Genomic DNA, 20,332 nt, shown 5'->3' on the forward strand with positions numbered 1-20,332 from the left:
ATGGCAATGGTATCGCAGATGACGTAGATCAAGCTAAGTCCCAAGCCGAAAGTAAAGTAGCAGAAGCCGAAGCAGCAGATCAAGCAGCGAAAACAAAATTAGCAGAGTATCAACAAGATGATTTGATCACCCCAACAGAAGTAGCAGACTTAGAAAATTTACAGGCAACAGCACAAAGTAAGAAAGCAGAAGCCCAAGGATTAGTGGATGCATTACCAGATGCGTTGAAAGGTGACTTACCAACACGTCTAAATAATCTTACAGGTATCCAAATACCAGAAGTAAATGATGCCGATGGCAATGGTATCGCAGATGAAGTAGATCAAGCTAAGTCCCAAGCAGAAAACAAAGTAGCAGAAGCCGAAGCAGCAGATCAAGCAGCGAAAACAAAATTAGCAGAGTACCAACAAGATGGATTAATCACATCAACAGAGAAAACGGACTTAGAAAATTTACAGTCAACAGCACAAAGTAAGAAAGCAGAAGCCCAAGATTTAGTAAATAAATTACCAGACGCAGTGAAAGGCGACTTACCAGCCCGTCTAAATAATTTAACAGGCATACAAGTACCAGAAGTGAATGATGCCGATGGCAATGGTATCGCAGATGAAGTAGATCAAGCTAAGGCCCAAGCCGAAAGTAAAGTAGCAGAGGCCGAAGCAGCAGATCAAGCAGCGAAAACAAAATTAACAGAGTACCAACAAGATGGATTAATTACATCAACAGAGAAAACGGACTTAGAAAACTTGTTGGCAACAGCGCAAAATACAAAAGCAGAAGCGCAAGATTTAGTAAATAAATTACCAGATGCGTTGAAAGGTGACTTACCAACACGTTTAAATAATCTTACAGGTATCCAAATACCAGAAGTAAATGATGCCGATGGCAATGGCATCGCAGACGACGTAGATCAAGCTAAGGCCCAAGCCGAAAGTAAAGTAGCAGAAGCCGAAGCAGCGGATCAAGCAGCGAAAACAAAATTAGCAGAGTATCAACAAGATGGTCTGATTACCCCAACAGAGAAAACGGACTTAGAAAATTTACAGTCAACAGCGCAAAATACAAAAGCAGAAGCGCAAGGATTAGTGGATGCATTACCAGATGCGTTGAAAGGCGACTTGCCAACACGTCTAAATAATCTTACAGGTATCCAAATACCAGAGGTAAATGATGCCGATGGCAATGGTATCGCAGATGACGTAGATCAAGCTAAGTCCCAAGCCGAAAGTAAAGTAGCAGAGGCCGAAGCAGCGGACCAAGCAGCGAAAACAAAATTAGCAGAGTACCAACAAGATGGATTAATCACATCAACAGAGAAAACGGACTTAGAGAATTTACAGTCAACAGCGCAAAATACAAAAGCAGAAGCGCAAGATTTAGTAAATAAATTACCAGATGCGTTGAAAGGTGACTTACCAACACGTCTAAATAATCTTACAGGTATTCAAATACCAGAAGTAAATGATGCCGATGGCAATGGCATCGCAGACGACGTAGATCAAGCTAAGCCCCAAGCCGAAAGTAAAGTAGCAGAGGCCGAAGCAGCGGACCAAGCAGCGAAAACAAAATTAGCAGAGTACCAACAAGATGGTCTGATCACCCCAACAGAAGTAACGGAATTAAATAAATTATCAACAACAGCGCAAAATACAAAAGCAGAAGCGCAAGGATTAGTGGATGCATTACCAGATGCGTTGAAAGGCGACTTACCAGCACGTGTAGATAATTTAACAGGTATCCAAATACCAGAGGTAAATGATGCCGATGGCAATGGCATCGCAGATGAAGTAGATCAAGCTAAGTCCCAAGCCGAAAGTAAAGTAGCAGAAGCCGAAGCAGCATATCAAGCAGCGAAAACAAAATTAGCAGAGTATCAAGAAGATGGTCTGATTACTCCAACAGAGAAAACGGACTTAGATAATTTACAGGTAACAGCACAAAGTAAGAAAGCAGAAGCCCAAGGATTAGTGGATGCATTACCAGATGCGTTGAAAGACGACTTACCAGAACGTCTAGATAATTTAACAGGTATCCAAATACCAGAGGTAAATGACTATGATGGTAATGGTTTTAAAGATGATATAGACGATAGAAAAGACTTAGCAGAAAGTAAAGTGATTGATGCAGAGCAAGCAAGCGCAATAGTAAAAGATAAGCTAGCAGAGTACCAAGAAGATAGTCTGATTACCCCAACAGAATTAGTAGAATTAGAAAACTTACGGGCAACAGCGCAAAGTAAGAAAGCAAAAGCGCAAGAATTAGTAGATACATTACCAGATATGTTGAAAGCGGATTTACCAGAACGCTTAAGTCAATTAAAAGATATACAATTACCGAATATAAATGATTACAACGGAAATGGCATCAACGATGAAACTGATCGATTAATATTGAATGCAGAAAAAAGTGTGATAAATGCAGAAGAAACAGACAAAGCTGTTAAAGCTAAACTAGGGGAATATCAAAAAGATGGGTTAATTTCAACGAATGAGAAAAGAGAACTGATAAACTTACTGACAAAAGCTCAAAAGTCCAAAACAGAAGCACAAGGTCTTGTAGATGCATTACCAAATGAATTTAAAGGTAATCTACCATTACGTTTGAATAATTTAACAGGTATTGAAATACCAAAAGTAAATGACGCTGATAATGATGGTAAGAAAGACGATATAAATCAATTAAAAGCATTGATAGAAATAAAAGTACAAGAAGCAGAAGTTGCACATCAAAATGCGACATCCAAGTTAACTGAGTATACACGAGATGGATTAATTAATCAGTGGGAGAAAAATGACATGATTAACTTAACTCATGAAGTATTTAGTAGAAAAGTACGTGCATTTGCTTTAGTGGAGGGATTACCTAAGGAACAACAAGGGGAATTCTTAAACAGATTAAATAAATTAGAAAATATATCAATACCAGAAATAAATGATAAGAATAATAATGGTATAGCAGATGATGTAGACCAAGCAATAGCGCTTGCAGAAATAAAAATACAAGAAGCAGAAGCTGCGCACCAAATTGCGAAAAATAAACTGTTAGAATATCAACAAGATGATTTGATTTCGCCTACAGAAAAAGCAGAATTAGATAAGTTAGTTACAGAAGCACAAAATATCAAAGCAAAAGCACAAGAATTAGTAGTTAAGCTTCCGGACGCAATGAAAGGTGACTTACAAAATAGATTAAACAACTTATTAGATATTCAAGTACCAGAAATAAATGATTTCAATGATAACGGTATAATGGATAATTCAGAGCCAGAGAAAGTACAGGCTGAAAGTAGAGTTGCTCAAGCAGAATATCTAGACCAAGCAGTAAAAGATAAGCTTTCAGAATATCAACAAAATGGATTGATAACACCAACAGAAAAAGCAGAATTAGATAATTTGGCAAAAATAGCACAAAATACTAAAGCAGAAGCACAAGATTTTGTAGATGCATTACCAGACGTGTGGAAAGGAGATTTACCAACGCGTTTGAACAAATTAACAGGAATACAAGTCCCAGCAGTGAACGATGCCGATGGCAACGGCATCGCAGATGACGTAGATCAAGCTAAGGCCCAAGCCGAAAGTAAAGTAGCAGAGGCCGAAGCAACGGACCAAGCAGCGAAAACAAAATTAACAGAGTACCAACAAGATGGATTAATCACATCAACAGAGAAAACGGACTTAGAAAATTTACAGTCAACAGCACAAAGTAAGAAAGCAGAAGCCCAAGATTTAGTAAATAAATTACCAGACGCAGTGAAAGGCGACTTACCAGCCCGTCTAAATAATTTAACAGGCATACAAGTACCAGAAGTGAATGATGCCGATGGCAATGGTATCGCAGATGAAGTAGATCAAGCTAAGTCCCAAGCCGAAAGTAAAGTAGCAGAAGCCGAAGCAGCAGATCAAGCAGCAAAAACAAAATTAGCAGAGTATCAACAAGATGGTGTGATCACCCCAACAGAAGTAGCGGAATTAAATAAATTGTCAACAACAGCGCAAAATACAAAAGCAACAGCGCAAGACTTAGTAAATAAATTACCAGATGCGTTGAAAGGCGACTTACCAGAACGTCTAGATAATTTAACAGGTATCCAAATACCAGAAGTGAATGATGCCGATGGCAATGGTATCGCAGATGAAGTAGATCAAGCTAAGTCCCAAGCCGAAAGTAAAGTAGCAGAGGCCGAAGCAGCAGATCAAGCAGCGAAAACAAAATTAGCAGAGTATCAACAAGATGGAGTAATTACGGCATCAGAAAAAACAGACTTAGAAAACTTGTCAACAACAGCTCAAAACAAGAAAGTAGAAGCGCAAGATTTAGTAAATAAATTACCAGATGCAGTGAAAGGTGATTTACCAACACGCCTAAATAATCTTACAGGCATACAAGTCCCGGCAGTAAACGACACTGATGGCAATGGCATCGCAGATGAAGTAGATCAAGCAAAAGCCCAAGCAGAAAGTAAAGTAACTGAAGCAGAAGTAGCGTATCAAGTAGCTAAAACAAAATTATCTGAATATCAACAGGATGGTTTGATTACAGCAGTAGAAAAAGCGAACTTGGAGAACTTAATATCAACAGCAAAAAGTAAGAAAGTAGAAGCCCAAAAATTAGTTAATGCTTTATCAGATAATGTTAAAGAGGTATTGCAAAGCCGTCTGAATAAATTAGAGGATATTATAATTCCATCTATTAGCATGAATAACCAAAATAGTCAGTCATCTAGTTCACATAATACGCAAGGTAAAGATGATGAAACTAAAGTTAAAGATATATTGCAGAAGTTATCCGATTTGAATAATGATTCTCAAAAATCATTAAATAGTAAAGATGATACATCAAATGAATCGAAACATACTCATATTACTACTGCAAATAGTCATACTATCAATACTAATAGCGTTAGTGTTAATAGTAATAATACTAAGCGCGTTAAAGATAATAATGCTAAAGTTTTATCACCAAGTAAAGTTTATGATACTAAGAAAACTAAAGAAGTTGATTCTAAAGTTTTACCTAATACTGGTGAAGAAACTACTCAAAATACGACGCTATTTGGAACTTTATTAGCTTCTCTAGGTTCACTAATGATTTGGAGAAGTCGTAAAAAAGAAAATACAAATGAGACTAAGTAATACTTAACAAGGTCTATTATAGTAAATTAAGTTATTCGAAATTGTTTTACAGACCCAGGATATATTAATATCCTGGGTTTCCTTATTTATACATATTGAGAATGGAGGAGTTGCAAAGTGCCATCGCTTTATAGATTCAAGGTTAAGTCAGTAAGATAGCAGTTCATATAAATGTATTTCAAATTATGTAAATCATCTTCACTTGTAAAGAAACATTTTTCTATAACCTTACGCTTGTATTTTTAATGTTCCTTAAATAAAACATATGGATTAAACTAAATTGTTTTATTGAGGAAGATGTTTAAAAGGTGTAAATTAATAATTAAGAATACTATTTGATTTGTTATCTATTCTTAAAATTTATTTTTCAAAATATCAAATAATGAGGTGAAATAAATGTTAATAATGGTTGCAGTTCTTACGCCCATATTACTTGTAGGTTTTATAGTAATGTCAATTTTAGAAGAAAAGAAAAACAATAAGAAAAAAGGCAAGAAAAAATAAGGTTATTACTATAAATTAATAAGTAAAATTTGATTAGCCAATGCCAAGACAACGTCGTTTAACGTGAAACATACATTACTAGTGTTTGGTATGTACAGAATTTCATAGTATAAATCGTATTGATAGTTTTAACATGCAATAAGCATTATTGATTTTTAAGGGGGCTTATGTAAATTTCTTATAATTTCATAAGTATAAAAAATTACAGGAATTAGACAAAGGGGGCAAATTTACAATGCACGAAATGTTAGTTATATTAGAAACTGTATTATTGCCTATTTTCATTATGATTTTAATAGGATATATATTGCAGAAAAAATTCACATTAGACTTGAAAACATTGGCGAAGTTAAACATATACATATTTGTGCCTGGATTCATATTTGTGAAATTCTATAAGACGAATTTTGAAATCAAGTTATTATTGTATATCGTATTATTCTTTATTATATACATAATCATTCTTTATGGAATTGGTAAGCTATTATCTCATTTTGGCACAAAAGATAAGGGGGAAGCTACGACATTAACGAATAGCGTATTATTTTTTAATTCAGGCAATTATGGTGTCCCAGTAAATGATTTAGTATTTAAAGGTGACCCTTTGGCGATGTCTGTTCAAGTCATTGTGCTTTCTTTACAAAATATATTTACTTTTTCATATGGTATATTTTCAATACAAGCCGTGCATATTGGGAAGCTTAAAGCATTATTAGGTTACTTTAAAATGCCTGTTTTATATGCTTTGGTATTCGCCATTATTTTGAATTATGGTAATGTCGGTATACCTAAATTTATATGGACGCCGGCAAACTATATTGCGGATGCAATGATAGCAATTGCATTAATATTATTAGGCGCACAAATTGCTAATATTAAATTTAGTTTTAAGTGGTCAAGTTCATATGTGTTTATATTTGTGCGATTAATTGTTGGACCGATGATAGCTCTAGGCATTATCAAACTAATGGGGCTTGAAGGTATCATAGCACAAGCGTTATTTATTACTTCAGCTATGCCGACATCAGTTAATAGTTCAGTCATTGCACAGGAATATGATAATCATCCTGAACTTGCGGCGGAATTAGTCTTTTTATCAACATTACTGAGTGCGATCACAGTAGTAATCGTTATTTATTTTTCGAAAATATTATTCTAAATCGTGATTCATTATAATATCATATTATTGGAAATTTATAAGGCATTTCAATATGATACAGTTGTTGAATATTTAAAATCTAACAAAAGGAATCGATGATATTGAATGAAGCAGTGTTAGGCATAGATATAGGTACAAGTTCAGTTAAAGTTATAGCCGTAAGTAAAGAAGGAGAAGTGCTAGCTAAAGTTAGTGAAGGACTTGATATAATACAACTTCAATCTGGGTGCAATGAGCAACAACCAGACGAATGGTTTGAGGCAACCAAGTCATGTATTAGACAAATATTAAGTGCTAGCGCGTTAAGCGACATTTATATTAGAGGCTTATCGTTATCTGGTCAAATGCATAGTTTAGTGGTATTAGATAGTACTAATAAACCGCTTCGAAATGCAATTTTATGGAATGATACTCGTTCGACCCATCAATGCACAACAATCGAACAACAATTTGGTGATTATATATTATCAAACCCAGTATTAGAAGGTTTTACATTAACGAAATTGCTTTGGATAAAAGATAATGAACCTAATAATTGGAACAAGATAGCAACGTTCCTATTACCTAAAGATTACGTGAGGTTTAAGCTAACTGGTAAAATAAATATGGAATATTCAGATGCTTCGAGCACATTATTATTGGACCCAAAACAAAAAAGTTGGTCAAAGACAACCGGCTCACAATTTCGCATTCACGACATTTATCCCTCACTTGTATCATCTGGAGATTTTATTGGATATGTAGAAAGCAGCCTAGCTAAATCATTAGGATTAACAGGTGAGGTAGCTGTTTTTGCTGGTGGTGGCGATAATGCATGTGGTGCACTTGGTGCAGGTGTTATCAAATCCAACGATACATTATGCAGTATTGGTACTTCTGGTACGTTATTAACTTGTGAATCAGGTGAAGGAAAGACGTATCGTCATAATTTGCACTATTTCAATCATGTTGTAGAAGATAAATCATATGTAATGGGCGTGACGCTTGCTGCTGGAGATAGTTTGAATTGGTTAAAAAAACATGTGTTTCCCGGTTTAACTTTTAACCAAATTTTAAGCTTAGCAAGTAACTCTACAATTGGTAGTGAAGGCTTGTTATTTGCCCCATACCTATCAGGTGAACGTACACCACATGGTGATTCGCAAATTAGAGGTAGCTTTATAGGGCTAAGCACTTTACATACAAATGCAGACATAGCGAGATCAGTAATTGAAGGTATTACTTATTCATTATATGAAACTTTGGTACATTTACGTGAACAAGGGAAGGACATAACGCATATTACATCAATCGGTGGCGGTGCAAAAAATGATTTTTGGTTACAATTGCAAGCAGATATATTTAATGCAAAAGTCAGTAAATTGAAATATGAAGAAGGGCCTTGTATGGGGGCGGCAATGCTAGCTATTGTCGGTTTGAGTTGGTATGAAAGCCTAGCAGATGTAGTTGATCAATTTATCGTCTATGATAGAACTTTTCTGCCGAATGAAGCGCATCATGAACGCTATGCTAAATACTTTGAAATATATCAAGAAGTCTATCGTCAGACACGACCGATAACAGCACGGTTGTTAGAGTTATCTCTATAAGCGTGATTATGCACGATTAAGCCAGCTGACTTTAGGATACATGTTGTCAAAGTTGAAGTGAGACTTGAAAAGTAAATGATTATAAGTTAGATTGTAAGTAATCACTAAAACATTATGAAACGAAAATTTAATAGATAGAAACCACTGGAAGTGCCTTTGATAAAGGCTGAGACCGAAGTAATAACTGAGGGATTCCTAGAACCTGATCCAGTTCGCACTGGCGTAGGAAAGTGGCGTTTTCTATGATAAATGTAATCATACAACGTTATTTTTCCACCAGGAAAAGTAACGTTTTTTTATTTGGGGTGAAAATATTGTTTATTGCTATTACACCATATCAAGATTTGTCTAAATCACATATTAAGCATTACTGTGAAATCGAAGGCGTTATCGATTACTTATTAATAAGAGTGCCAATGAATACTGAAGAAGTCATTCAGTGGGTTCATGAATTAATAAAAAATGAGTTTCCTAAGGATAAGATTATTATTCATAGCGATATCAACGTAATCATACAATGTGACTTGTCGTCAATTCATTTTAGGGAAAATGACCCTTATATTGAGGAGGTACAAGCTAGTTATCCCGATATACAAGTGAGTATGTCTACGCACCATAAAGATGCTATTGCTAACGCTAAATATTTAGGGCTAGATTTTGTATTATTTGGACACGTATTCGAGACGTCATCTAAACCTCAGCAAACACCTAGAGCAAAGTCGGAGGTTGAAGAAGCGCTACAAATTGATATTCCGATTATTGCAATTGGAGGTATTAATCAACATACTTTATCTTCTTTACCTAATGGATTTTCAGGAATAGCCGGTATTTCTATTTTTAATCAATATTCGAAAGAAAAACTTATAAACATGAAGGAAGTGTGGGATGGACATGTATGATGTCATTATTATTGGATCGGGAGTCATGGGCATGTCAATCGCACGTGGGTTAAGTCAGTCTTTTGCGAATATAGCTGTGATAGATAGAGATGAAGCAGGTAAGCATGCATCTTATAAAGCAGGTGGGATGTTAGGCGCGCAAAATGAATTCACTAAAAATAGTGCTTTGTTTAGTTTGGCAACAACTTCTCAAAAGATGTTCAAACCTCTAAGAGATAGTTTGTTGGAAGAGGTTGGCGTGGATATTGAGTATTTAAATAGTGGATTAATAAAATTGGCTACGAACCATTATGATAATAAAAAGATTGAACAGCAATATCAATTTTTAAGACAACATTTTGCATCTGTAGAACGTCTTAGTCCTACTGATGTTCAACACATGTCCAACGGTGCTATAACTTCAAAACATACAAATGGTATTTATATGCCTGAAGATAATCAAATCAATGCAAACCGCTATACTAAAGGGTTGTTGAAGTCATTATCAAATAGACATATAGATAGAATATACCAAACAACTGTAACCCATATTGAATCCATAAAAGATGGGTACCGTGTGGAAACACGAAATGGATCTTATTATACTGAAAAGTTAATTGTCACAGGAGGCGCTTGGACAGGAAAACTTTTACAGCAATATTTACCTTGTGAAGCGGTTATTGGGGTAAAAGGAGAAGCACTATTGGTAGAACAACCTGATTTAAACTTGAATATTACCATGTTTCTGACTAATGGTTGTTACGTCATTCCAAAATTAAAAAATAGATATTTAATCGGTGCAACAAGTTACTTTAATGATTATTCAGTTGGGGTGTCTAATTCTGGTAAATCATGGCTTAAATCACAAGCTTTGCACTATATACCAGATTTGAAAAATGGAAAAATCATAAACCAATGGTCAGGTATACGGCCTTATTGTCAAAACGAACAGCCTATTATGGATGAAGTGGATAAAGACTTATTTGTCATTGCTGGCCATTATCGCAATGGAATTTTACTTTCGCCTTTAATAGGTGAGTTGATGAGTCAATGGATTATCAGTGGGCATAGGCCAAAACAATTGTATGATTTTCAGATTAGGAGAGGTGAACGAAATGAAATGTAAGATTAATGGTGACGTATTTAACTTTGAACAACCAATTAATATACAAGAAATAATTCAATCATTGGGACTGGATGAAACACGTATTATTGTAGAGCATAATGAAACATTAATTAAGCGAGAACAATTTACATCTCGCATAGTCAATGATGAAGATAACTTAGAATTATTAGAATTTGTAGGAGGCGGTTAATATGTTTAAAATAGGCAACTTTACATTAAATTCAAGATTATTATTAGGTACAGGAAAATTTGATAATGAAGAGATACAAACTCAGGCTATTGCAGCAGCAGAAACAGAAGTATTAACTTTTGCAGTGAGACGCATGAATTTATATGACAAAGATTTACCAAATCCATTAGCAAAAGTTGATTTATCGAAATTCATCACATTTCCAAATACAGCTGGAGCTAAGACAGCTAAAGAAGCAGTTCGTATAGCAGAAATTGCTAATCATGCAGGTGTTTGTGACATGATTAAGGTAGAAGTCATTGGTGATGACGAAACATTACTGCCAGACCCATTAGAAACATATGAAGCATGCAAAGTGTTACTGGAAAAAGGTTACACAGTCTGTCCATATATATCTAATGATGTTGTCTTAGCGAAACGCTTAGAAGAGTTAGGCGTTCATGCAATTATGCCACTTGCCTCTCCTATTGGTACGGGGAGAGGAATCAATAATCCATTAAATTTGCGCTATATTATTGAACGTGTCAATGTACCAGTAATCGTAGATGCAGGTATTGGCTCACCTAAGGATGCTTGTCATGCGATGGAATTAGGTGCTGATGGTATTTTACTTAATACGGCAATATCAAGTGCAGCGGATCCTGTGAAAATGGCAGAAGCAATGAATAAAGGGATTAGTGCCGGAAGATTGAGTTATGAAGCAGGAAGAATACCTGTGAAGTATACAGCACAAGCATCGAGTCCAACTGAAGGAATTGGGTTCTTATGATAGAGCGCTACAATCGACAAGTAAGATATCATCAGTTTGGTGAGTACGGTCAAAGCCAACTTCAAAAAACTCACGTCATGATTATGGGTGCAGGTGCACTTGGTAGTCACAGCGCAGAAATGTTAGTAAGGATGGGGGTAGGCTCACTTACTGTAATAGATATGGATATTGTTGAATTATCCAATTTACATAGACAAGCGTTATATGATGAGTTGGATGCAGAAAAGATGTTACCTAAAGTTGAAGCATTAAAGCATAAGTTGAATCAAATAAATAGTAACGTACAAGTAACAGCAATTGATCGTGAAATAACAAATTTAAATATTGAAAATCTATTATCGACATATCATCCGGATATTGTTATAGATGGTATGGATCATTTTAAAATAAGATATTTAATTAATGAATCTTGTAACAAGCAAAATATACCTTGGATTTACGGTGCTGCAGTTGGTAGTAAAGGTACTGTTTATGGTATCGATGATCAAGGCCCATGTTTGAAATGTCTACTTGAAACAATGCCAAGTACTGGTGAAAGTTGTGCAATAAATGGTGTGCTGCCACCAGTGATTTATCAAGTAGCTAGTATGCAAGTTTCCGAGCTAATGAGATGGGTCTCTGGCGAAGCATTTTCAAAGAAACTTATAACTATAGATTGTTTTAATATGCAATATAAGTCGATGGATATTAGTGCTTTAAAACAAAGTGATTGTAATGTTTGTAAGAAACATGAGTATGCATTGTTAAACGATAAATACGACAACAAGATAGAGAAACAATGTGGAGACATGTTCTTATTACGCTTTAATGCCGATATTTTTAACCATACTGATTATTTACCTGTTACGGTAAAAAAAGCTAATAATTTTGTGAAACTATTGTCCTATCAGCCTTATGAAATTACACTGTTCAAAGACGGAAGAATGCATGTCTATGGAGTTGAAAACGAAGGGGAAGCTGAGAAGCTTTATAGAGAAATTGGAAAGAGTTTGAGTTGAATATAAAATAATTTAAACACTGACTAAACAATAGATTGATGAGCTATTGTTTAGCAGTGTTTTGCGTGTTATTAGTTTGTTAATATATATATTTTGAAAACGCAATCAAAGTTCACAAAAACTTCAAAATGATTTTACGAATTTGTGAACGGCTAACCCACTCATTGAAACACTATATATTGTGTTATAGATTAAAAGTAGATACAATATATAGAAATGAGGGGATAAAATGAATAAACTCGAACAAGATTTAAAGAATTTAATAACCAAAGATCCTACAGTAATAAATGAAAACGCCAATAAGGATAGCGCCACATTTTCAACGATGAGAGATTTAACAGCAGGAGTAGTATCTAAATCATATGCGCTAAATTACTTATTACCAGAACATGTTGCAACAGCTCATAAAGAAGGGGATATACATTTTCATGATTTAGATTATCATCCATTTCAACCACTTACTAATTGTTGTTTAATAGATGCAGAAAGTATGCTCAAAAATGGTTTTCAAATTGGTAATGCAGCAGTCACTTCACCTAAATCAATTCAAACAGCTTCTGCCCAACTCGTACAAATTATTGCCAATGTTTCTAGTAGCCAATACGGAGGGTGTACAATCGATCGGGTTGATGAATTACTGAGCCATTACGTTCAATATAATGAAGCTAAGCATCGTGAATTGGCTAACAAATTTGTACAACCACAAGACATAGAAACTTACGTTGATTATCAAGTTTCACAAGATATTGGCGATGCAATAGAAAGTTTGGAATATGAAATCAACACATTGTATACATCTAATGGTCAAACACCATTCGTAACATTAGGCTTTGGCTTAGGAACAGATACATATAGCCGTAAAATTCAACAAGCAATTCTTAACACTAGAATCAAAGGTTTGGGCAAAGATCGTATTACTGCCATTTTTCCAAAACTTGTATTTTCAATTAAAAAAGGCGTGAATTTTAGTTCAAAAGATCCAAATTATGACATAAAACAATTGGCATTAGAATGTTCTACGAAAAGAATGTATCCTGATATTTTAAATTATGATAAAACGGTAGAAATATTAGGTGATTTTAAAGCTCCAATGGGCTGTCGTTCATTTTTACCAGCATGGAAGAACGAAGATGGAGAATTTGAGAATAATGGAAGATGTAATCTAGGTGTTGTGACACTAAATGTACCTAGAATGGCAATTGAATCTAATGGTGACATTGAAATGTTTTGGAAGATATTCCATGAACGAATGACAGTAATGCATGATGCGCTAGTATATCGAATTCAACGCATTTCTGAAGTAACACCTGATAATGCGCCTATTTTATATAAAAATGGTGCGTTTAAACATCGATTAACTGATGAAGAAGATATTACGACGTTGTTAAAAGGCAAACGAGCTACATTATCCATGGGATATATAGGTTTGTATGAAGCAGCTACATTATTTTATGGTCCTAATTGGGAAACGCAATCCATAGCTAAAAAATTTACGCTAGATATATTAAAAGCGATGAAAGTTTACCAATTGAAATGGACTGAACAATATGATATTTGGTTCAGCATTTATAGTACACCAAGTGAGTCTCTAACTGATCGTTTTTGTAGGCTTGATAGGGAAAAATATGGTGAAATACCACACATCACTGACAAGGGATATTACCAAAATTCATTTCATTATGATGTGAGAAAAGATATTACGCCATTTGAGAAAATTGATTTTGAAAAAGAATATCCGTTTTATGCAAGTGGTGGTTATATCCATTACTGTGAATATCCGAAGTTAAATCATAATTTAAAAGCGTTGGAAGCGGTATGGGACTATTCATACGATAAGGTCAGTTATTTAGGTACGAATATCCCGATTGATCATTGTAGAGAATGTGATTTTAGAGGTGATTTTAAAACGACAGCAACGGGCTATCAATGTCCTGAATGTGGTAATGATGATCCTACTACAGTTGATGTAGTAAAACGTACATGTGGCTATCTTGGTAATCCTGTTCAACGACCTACGATTGAAGGACGACATAAAGAAATGTGTGCGCGAGTGAAACACTTGAAAGACCAAGCAATATGACAATATTAGATATTAAAAGAGGACAAGGTTACATTGCCAAAATTGAGTCACAAAGTTTTGTTGATGGAGAAGGTGTCAGGTGCAGTTTATATGTCTCAGGGTGCCCATTTGCCTGTGTAAATTGTTATAACAAAGTAGCGCAAAATTTTAGATACGGTGAAAAGTTTGACGATTTAATCTTGGAAGAAATATTAAAAAACTGTGAACCTGATTATATTTCTGGATTAAGTATCCTAGGTGGAGAGCCATTTTGTAATTTGGACATAACATTAAAGTGCGCTCAAGCATTTAGGGAGAGATTTGGTCATTCAAAGACATTGTGGGTTTGGACAGGTTTTTTATTTGAATACTTAATGGAAGATAACGGGGAAAGAAATGAATTACTTAATTATATTGACGTGCTTGTCGATGGTCCTTTTATTAACCATTTATACCAACCTAATCTTCCTTATAAAGGTTCTTTAAATCAGCGAGTAATTGACGTAAAAACATCTTTATCACAAATGCATGTACGAGAATTACAATTAACATAAAAATGTCGTAACAAGTTCAAAGTAAGTAAAGGCTCAATCAAGATTATGATATTAACTAAATAAACTATTATTACCATAGCGAGAATATCAGCCATTAAAGTAGCATTAGAGTAAAGATAAGTCGAATTTTCATTAATAGTAATTTTTATAGGGATAGGGCAACACAATCACTTTTTTAAAGATGATTTCTGTCCTGTCTCTATTTTCTTTTTTATATAGGTCGTTATATGGTAAAAGCTTGTTAAAGACATTAGCTTTTTAATAAGTACATGTATATCACAAGCGAAATACTATTAATATAGAACATAATTAACTAAAATAAATATTGATAAAAAATATAAATTAATTTTTGACATAGTGAAGATGGAAAAGGAGCGAATCAATCATGTGCACTGGTTTTTCATATTTATCGAAAAGTAGCCAAGTAATATTAGGGCGTACAATGGATTTTGTATATCAATTAAAAGGCAATCCTGCTGTACAACCCCGTAATTTTTATTGGGAGTCTCGTGTAGCTTATAAAGGTAAAACCAAATATGGTTTTGTTGGTTCTGGTAGTGATATGGAAGGTTTCTTATTTGCAGACGGCGTCAATGAACATGGCCTCGGAGCTTCAATACAGTATTTTAGAGGATATGCAACCTATGCCGCAGATGTACGAGAGGGGTATATGAACATTGCTCAAAGTGAAGTGATTACATGGGTGCTAGGCTATAATAAAAATATAGAAGATTTAATAGAAAATGCTAAAGCAGTCAATGTTGTCGCACATACGCTTAATGATATAGCTGAAGTTCCTCCACTGCATTATCATATTACTGATGATTCAGGTAGAACGATTGAGCTTACTTTTAAAGATGGCAGTATGATAGTAAATGAAAATCCAGTCGGAGTCTTAACTAACAACCCAGATTTGAATTGGCATTATGAAAATTTAAGGAATTATATTAATATTACACCGCAACGACCTCAAGCAAGCAAAATCATGAATACTACTTTTCCAACTCTGGGAAATGAAGGTGGAACATACGGATTACCTGGTGGATACACTTCAGCAGAACGTTTCGTGCGTATGGCCTACTTAAAAAATAATTTAGAAGAAACAAGTAATGCAGAAGAAGATATACTCAATGCATTTAAGCTTTTAGAAATTATAAGTATACCCAAAGGTGCAGTTCGTGACGAAGAAGCGGCATTACATTATACTTTGTATCAAACAGTACTAAATTTAACGACTCGCACAATGTATATTAAATGGTACGACTCAAATCAGGTTACAGAATTACAACTCACTGAGACTTTATTAAATAAAAAAGATTTAACGATATTTGAACCAGTTTCAGGTTTAATAACAAACTCCTTGAACTAACAAATGTTATAAATGGTTGAACGCCTTTCGCTTAAATTGAAAGGCGCTTTTTTTCGTTACAGTTAAAAATTTTACTATGAAGAAACACTTTTTTACTCAATATATAAAGCTACTACTACTCCTTATACAAAAAAATATAATTATAAATGGTATTTATAATTTCAACAAAGGAGAAGTAGACAGTCATGAGAGCACTCGCAGAATATATTGCTAGAAGAAACAACAGGTACTCTATTCGAAAATTTACTATTGGAACAGCCTCAGTGCTATTAGGATCAATACTATTTATCAATCAGAATAGTGAAGCAGAAGCACATATGGTAAACGATAAAGAAACAACCGAATTATATAATGACATTGCGACGCAAGATAGATCGAAAACAAGTAAATCTGATATAGAGAAGGTAGTAGAAAAGAGTCAGGAAGAAGAGCAATTTGTAGAAAATGATTCCGAGGTTGTGCCACAAAAATCACCGAAAAATGAAGAAATAAATCAACAACCACAAGAAGTTGAACAAAATATTAGTAATAATAAAGAAAAAGAAGAAAATGAACAAAAGCAAAATGAAATTTCAAATATTGATAAAGTAGATGATATAAAAAATAATAATTTTGAAAAAGAACAAACAAAGAATAGCGAAAATAAAATAAATGAACAAAATAATAAAAATGGTGAATCATCTGATTCATCATCTCAAGTAAATTTGGATAATAATAATTCTACAGCTTTAGTAGGCGAACAATCTTTTAAAGAAGAGAAAGATAAAAAAATCACTCAAATTATAGATAACAACATAGAAGAGAAGCGTTATGTTGATGAGAAACAAAACAAAGTAAATGTAGTTTCACAAAAAATAGAAAGTAATAGTGATAATAATCAAAATAATAATTTAAATGTAGTTGATTTAAACAATGAAATAAAACAAAAAGAAATAAGAAGACCTAAAACTCGAATGGCAAGGAGTTTGGATAGATTATTACACTTTAACAATATACGAAAAATAGGCTACAATCCTAAGTTGAATTACACCTCTGTACAAGCAGGTGATTTTATTACAACAGCTATAAGAGAGGTTGAAAAAAATAGAAATGAGTTAACTGAAGAAGAAAGAAAGTTATTTTTAAGAAATATCATTAGGCAAACCATACTTAAAAACAATAAATTTTCTTACGATGCTATTTTTAACGGTAATTATGGAATAGCTACTAATAAAAAGATTAACGTATACCAAGCCAATAATATCAATCAATTATTGTATAAAATGAAAGACCTGACTTTGAACAGAGATAATGATGATTATCGCGCTGTTTATACATTTACGAACCAATCTGACGTGACAAAAAATCATTTTGGTATAGTTCAAGATGATATTTTTTATGACGATGGTGATGTGCTCATTGCGACTATGGTTTTATCAAAAGAAAAAGGTAGAGGTACATACCGGTTTGAAAATTATGCTATAAGACCAAATGAAAGTTTAAATAAAAAAATCAAAAAAGTTTTTGCTGAATATGAAGGTAGACAAAGAGTGATGTTAGAACAAGACCATTTAGGCTACTATTCATATACACGTCCTCATAGTGGTTCTAACGGTAACCCAAATACTGGTGGCGGGTCTGGTGGTACAGTTAAATTCTATATATCGTTTGATGCTAACCATTATATAGATGTTAAGAAAGATAAACTATTTGGTTATATACTTAGTGATACAATAGACCCTAATGTGTTTAGAGGCGTGAATATAACAAACCAGTCTGTTGATATCGATGATGTAGCTACAAGGATTAATAAAGCTTTAACTAAATCTAAGAAAAAAAAGGCTGAAGAAGCAATACAAACAGCGGAACAAGCAAAACAATATGCTGAGCAACAATTGTCAAAAGTATTAGCAGATGGAGCTGTAAGTCCTGCAGAGAAGCGAAAAGTAGATGAAGCAAACAGCGCCCTAGAAAAAGCAAAACAAATAGCTATAACTAAATTAAATAGCGTGTTAAGTGGCACAGCAGGTAAAAATCAGTTACAAGGTAGGCTAGACCAAATCAGCGCAGTAACTTCACCTGAAGTAAATGCTTTAGATAGTAATGGTGTAGCAGATGATATTCAATTATCAGAAGCGGCCCAAGCTGTTCAAAAGGCTGAACAAGCAAAACAAACTGTAGACCAAAAGCTGGTAGAAGTAACAAGAGATGGTTTGATAAATCCAAACGAGAAGAACGAAATAAACCGCTTAAATAAAGCACTAAAAGTGGCTAAGATTACAGCTAGTGAAAAAGTAAATAACTTACCAAATGGTATTAAAGATAAAATTAAACTTCAGAAAAAATTAGAGAAAATTGACACAGTGACATTACCAGAAGTAAATGATGTAGATAGTAATGGAGTTCTTGATACAGAACAACTGTCACAAGCCAGTCAAGCTGTCCAAGCAGCAGAACAAGCTAAACGTGATGTAAATCAAAAACTGGAAGAAGTAACAAAAGATAGGTTAATTACACCAAGTGAAAAAGCCCTAGTAGATAAATTAAATAATGATTTACAGATAGCTAAAAGCACAGCTGCAGAGAAAATCAACAACGTACCAAATAGTATGACAGGTAAAGGTGAGTTACAAACACGCTTAGGTCGAATTGTCACAGTAACTTCACCAGAAGTAAATGATAGAGATAGTAACGGAGTCTTGGATACGGAACAATTACTACAAGCGGAACAGGCCATCCAAGCAGCAGAACAAGCCAGACGAAATGTGGCTCAAAAGGTAGCGGAAGTGACTAATGACAACTTAGTTAATCCAAATGAAAAGGCAGAAATAGATAGGCTAAATCAAGTATTAGAAACAGCTAAATCAACTGCATTAGAGAAGTTAAATAGTGTGCCTAATGGGACACCGGGCAAAGCGGATTTACAAACACGCTTAAACCAAATTGGTTCAGTGACAACACCGGAAGTAAATGACCGAGATAGTAATGGGGTTAAAGATACAGAACAGTTATCAGAGGCAGCACAAGCAATTGAAGCAGTGGAAGAAGCTAAAAAAGCAGCAGCTAACAAGTTGTCTGAGATTACGTCTGATAACTTAGTAAATCCAAGTGAAAAAGCTGAGTTAGATCAACTTATCGGAGCGTTAGAAACAGCTAAGGCAGATGCTTCGACGAAATTGAGTAGTGTACCAAACGGTACACCAGGAAAAGATGGGTTACAAACACGTTTAGATGAAATTGGCTCAGTGACAGCGCCAGAAGTGAATGATCGAGATAGTAACGGTGTTTTAGACACTGAACAATTATCTGAGGCAGTACAAGCAATTGAAGCAGTAGAGCAAGCTAAACAAGCTGCAGATAATAAGTTGTCTGAAATCACATCTGATGGATTAGTAAATCCAGAAGAAAAAGCCGAATTAGAACAACTCATCGAAACGTTAGAAACAGCTAAAGTAGAAGCTTTGACGAAATTAAACAATGTACCAGATGGTGTAACAGGCAAAGATTCACTACAAACACGCCTAGATCAAATTGACTCAGTAACAGCACCAAAAGTAAATGATAGAGATAGTAATGGCGTGTTAGACACAGACCAACTGTCTGAGGCGGAACAAGCAATTGAAGCAGTGGAAGAAGCTAAGCAAGTTGCAGACGATAAGTTAGCAGAAATCACATCTGATGGATTAGTAAACCCAGAGGAGAAAGCTAAGTTAGAACAACTCATCGATGCATTAGAAACAGCTAAGGCAGATGCTTCGACGAAATTGAGCAGTGTACCAAACGGTACGACAGGCAAAGATACACTACAAAGTCGCTTAGAACAAATTGACTCAGTGACAGCACCAAAAGTAAATGATCGAGATAGTAATGGAGTTTTAGACACTGAACAATTATCAGAGGCAGAAGAAGCAATTGAAGCAGTGGAAGAAGCTAAGAAAGCAGCAGATAACAAGTTAACTGAAATCACATCGGATAGCTTAGTAAATCCAGAAGAAAAAGCCGAATTAGAACAACTCATCGAAG

General features: G+C 34.6%; 12 protein-coding genes and 1 riboswitch. All 12 genes read left to right on the forward strand.

From position 1 onward, the window contains the following. Positions 1-5,135: LPXTG cell wall anchor domain-containing protein (locus J5E45_RS06540; protein ID WP_208181871.1), on the forward strand; the 5,135-nt coding region annotated here is incomplete at its 5' end. 739 nt (positions 5,136-5,874) lie between these two features. Beyond that, positions 5,875-6,798, forward strand: a complete 924-nt coding sequence (locus J5E45_RS06545) for an AEC family transporter (RefSeq protein WP_101050539.1) — start codon at positions 5,875-5,877, stop codon at positions 6,796-6,798. A gap of 101 nt (positions 6,799-6,899) precedes the next feature. Next, positions 6,900-8,387 (forward strand): xylulokinase, encoded by a 1,488-nt coding sequence (gene xylB, locus J5E45_RS06550; RefSeq protein ID WP_208181873.1) that lies wholly within the window; start codon positions 6,900-6,902, stop codon positions 8,385-8,387. A 136-nt stretch (positions 8,388-8,523) separates the two neighbouring features. Further along, positions 8,524-8,633, forward strand: a riboswitch (TPP riboswitch). A 59-nt stretch (positions 8,634-8,692) separates the two neighbouring features. After that, the gene (locus J5E45_RS06555; RefSeq protein WP_338061905.1) at positions 8,693-9,286 is read left to right on the forward strand and encodes a thiamine phosphate synthase; all 594 of its coding nucleotides are present in this window, start codon (positions 8,693-8,695) and stop codon (positions 9,284-9,286) included. After that, entirely contained in the window at positions 9,279-10,391 is a 1,113-nt protein-coding gene (locus J5E45_RS06560; protein ID WP_208181883.1) for an NAD(P)/FAD-dependent oxidoreductase, read from the forward strand. The genes J5E45_RS06555 and J5E45_RS06560 overlap by 8 nt, the downstream gene beginning before the upstream one ends. Then, the gene (gene thiS / locus J5E45_RS06565; RefSeq protein ID WP_011304055.1) at positions 10,381-10,581 is read left to right on the forward strand and encodes a sulfur carrier protein ThiS; all 201 of its coding nucleotides are present in this window, start codon (positions 10,381-10,383) and stop codon (positions 10,579-10,581) included. Before J5E45_RS06560 ends, thiS begins: the two co-directional genes overlap by 11 nt. Before the next feature lies 1 nt (position 10,582). Next, positions 10,583-11,350, forward strand: a complete 768-nt coding sequence (locus J5E45_RS06570; protein WP_011304054.1) for a thiazole synthase — start codon at positions 10,583-10,585, stop codon at positions 11,348-11,350. Continuing rightward, positions 11,350-12,348, forward strand: coding sequence for a ThiF family adenylyltransferase (locus J5E45_RS06575; RefSeq protein WP_039069727.1), 999 nt, complete (start codon positions 11,350-11,352; stop codon positions 12,346-12,348). Before J5E45_RS06570 ends, J5E45_RS06575 begins: the two co-directional genes overlap by 1 nt. Positions 12,349-12,577: 229 nt before the next feature. Further along, positions 12,578-14,428 (forward strand): anaerobic ribonucleoside-triphosphate reductase, encoded by a 1,851-nt coding sequence (nrdD, locus tag J5E45_RS06580; RefSeq protein ID WP_101094205.1) that lies wholly within the window; start codon positions 12,578-12,580, stop codon positions 14,426-14,428. After that, entirely contained in the window at positions 14,425-14,961 is a 537-nt protein-coding gene (nrdG, locus tag J5E45_RS06585) for an anaerobic ribonucleoside-triphosphate reductase activating protein (RefSeq protein ID WP_039069723.1), read from the forward strand. The genes nrdD and nrdG overlap by 4 nt, the downstream gene beginning before the upstream one ends. A 385-nt stretch (positions 14,962-15,346) precedes the next feature. After that, entirely contained in the window at positions 15,347-16,330 is a 984-nt protein-coding gene (locus J5E45_RS06590) for a choloylglycine hydrolase family protein (protein ID WP_039069722.1), read from the forward strand. A 185-nt stretch (positions 16,331-16,515) separates the two neighbouring features. Continuing rightward, positions 16,516-20,332 (forward strand): GA-like domain-containing protein (locus J5E45_RS06595; RefSeq protein ID WP_208181881.1); only part of this gene is annotated, 3,817 nt, incomplete at its 3' end.

The sequence above is a fragment of the Staphylococcus shinii genome (genome assembly GCF_017583065.1).
GTDB lineage: Bacteria > Bacillota > Bacilli > Staphylococcales > Staphylococcaceae > Staphylococcus > Staphylococcus shinii.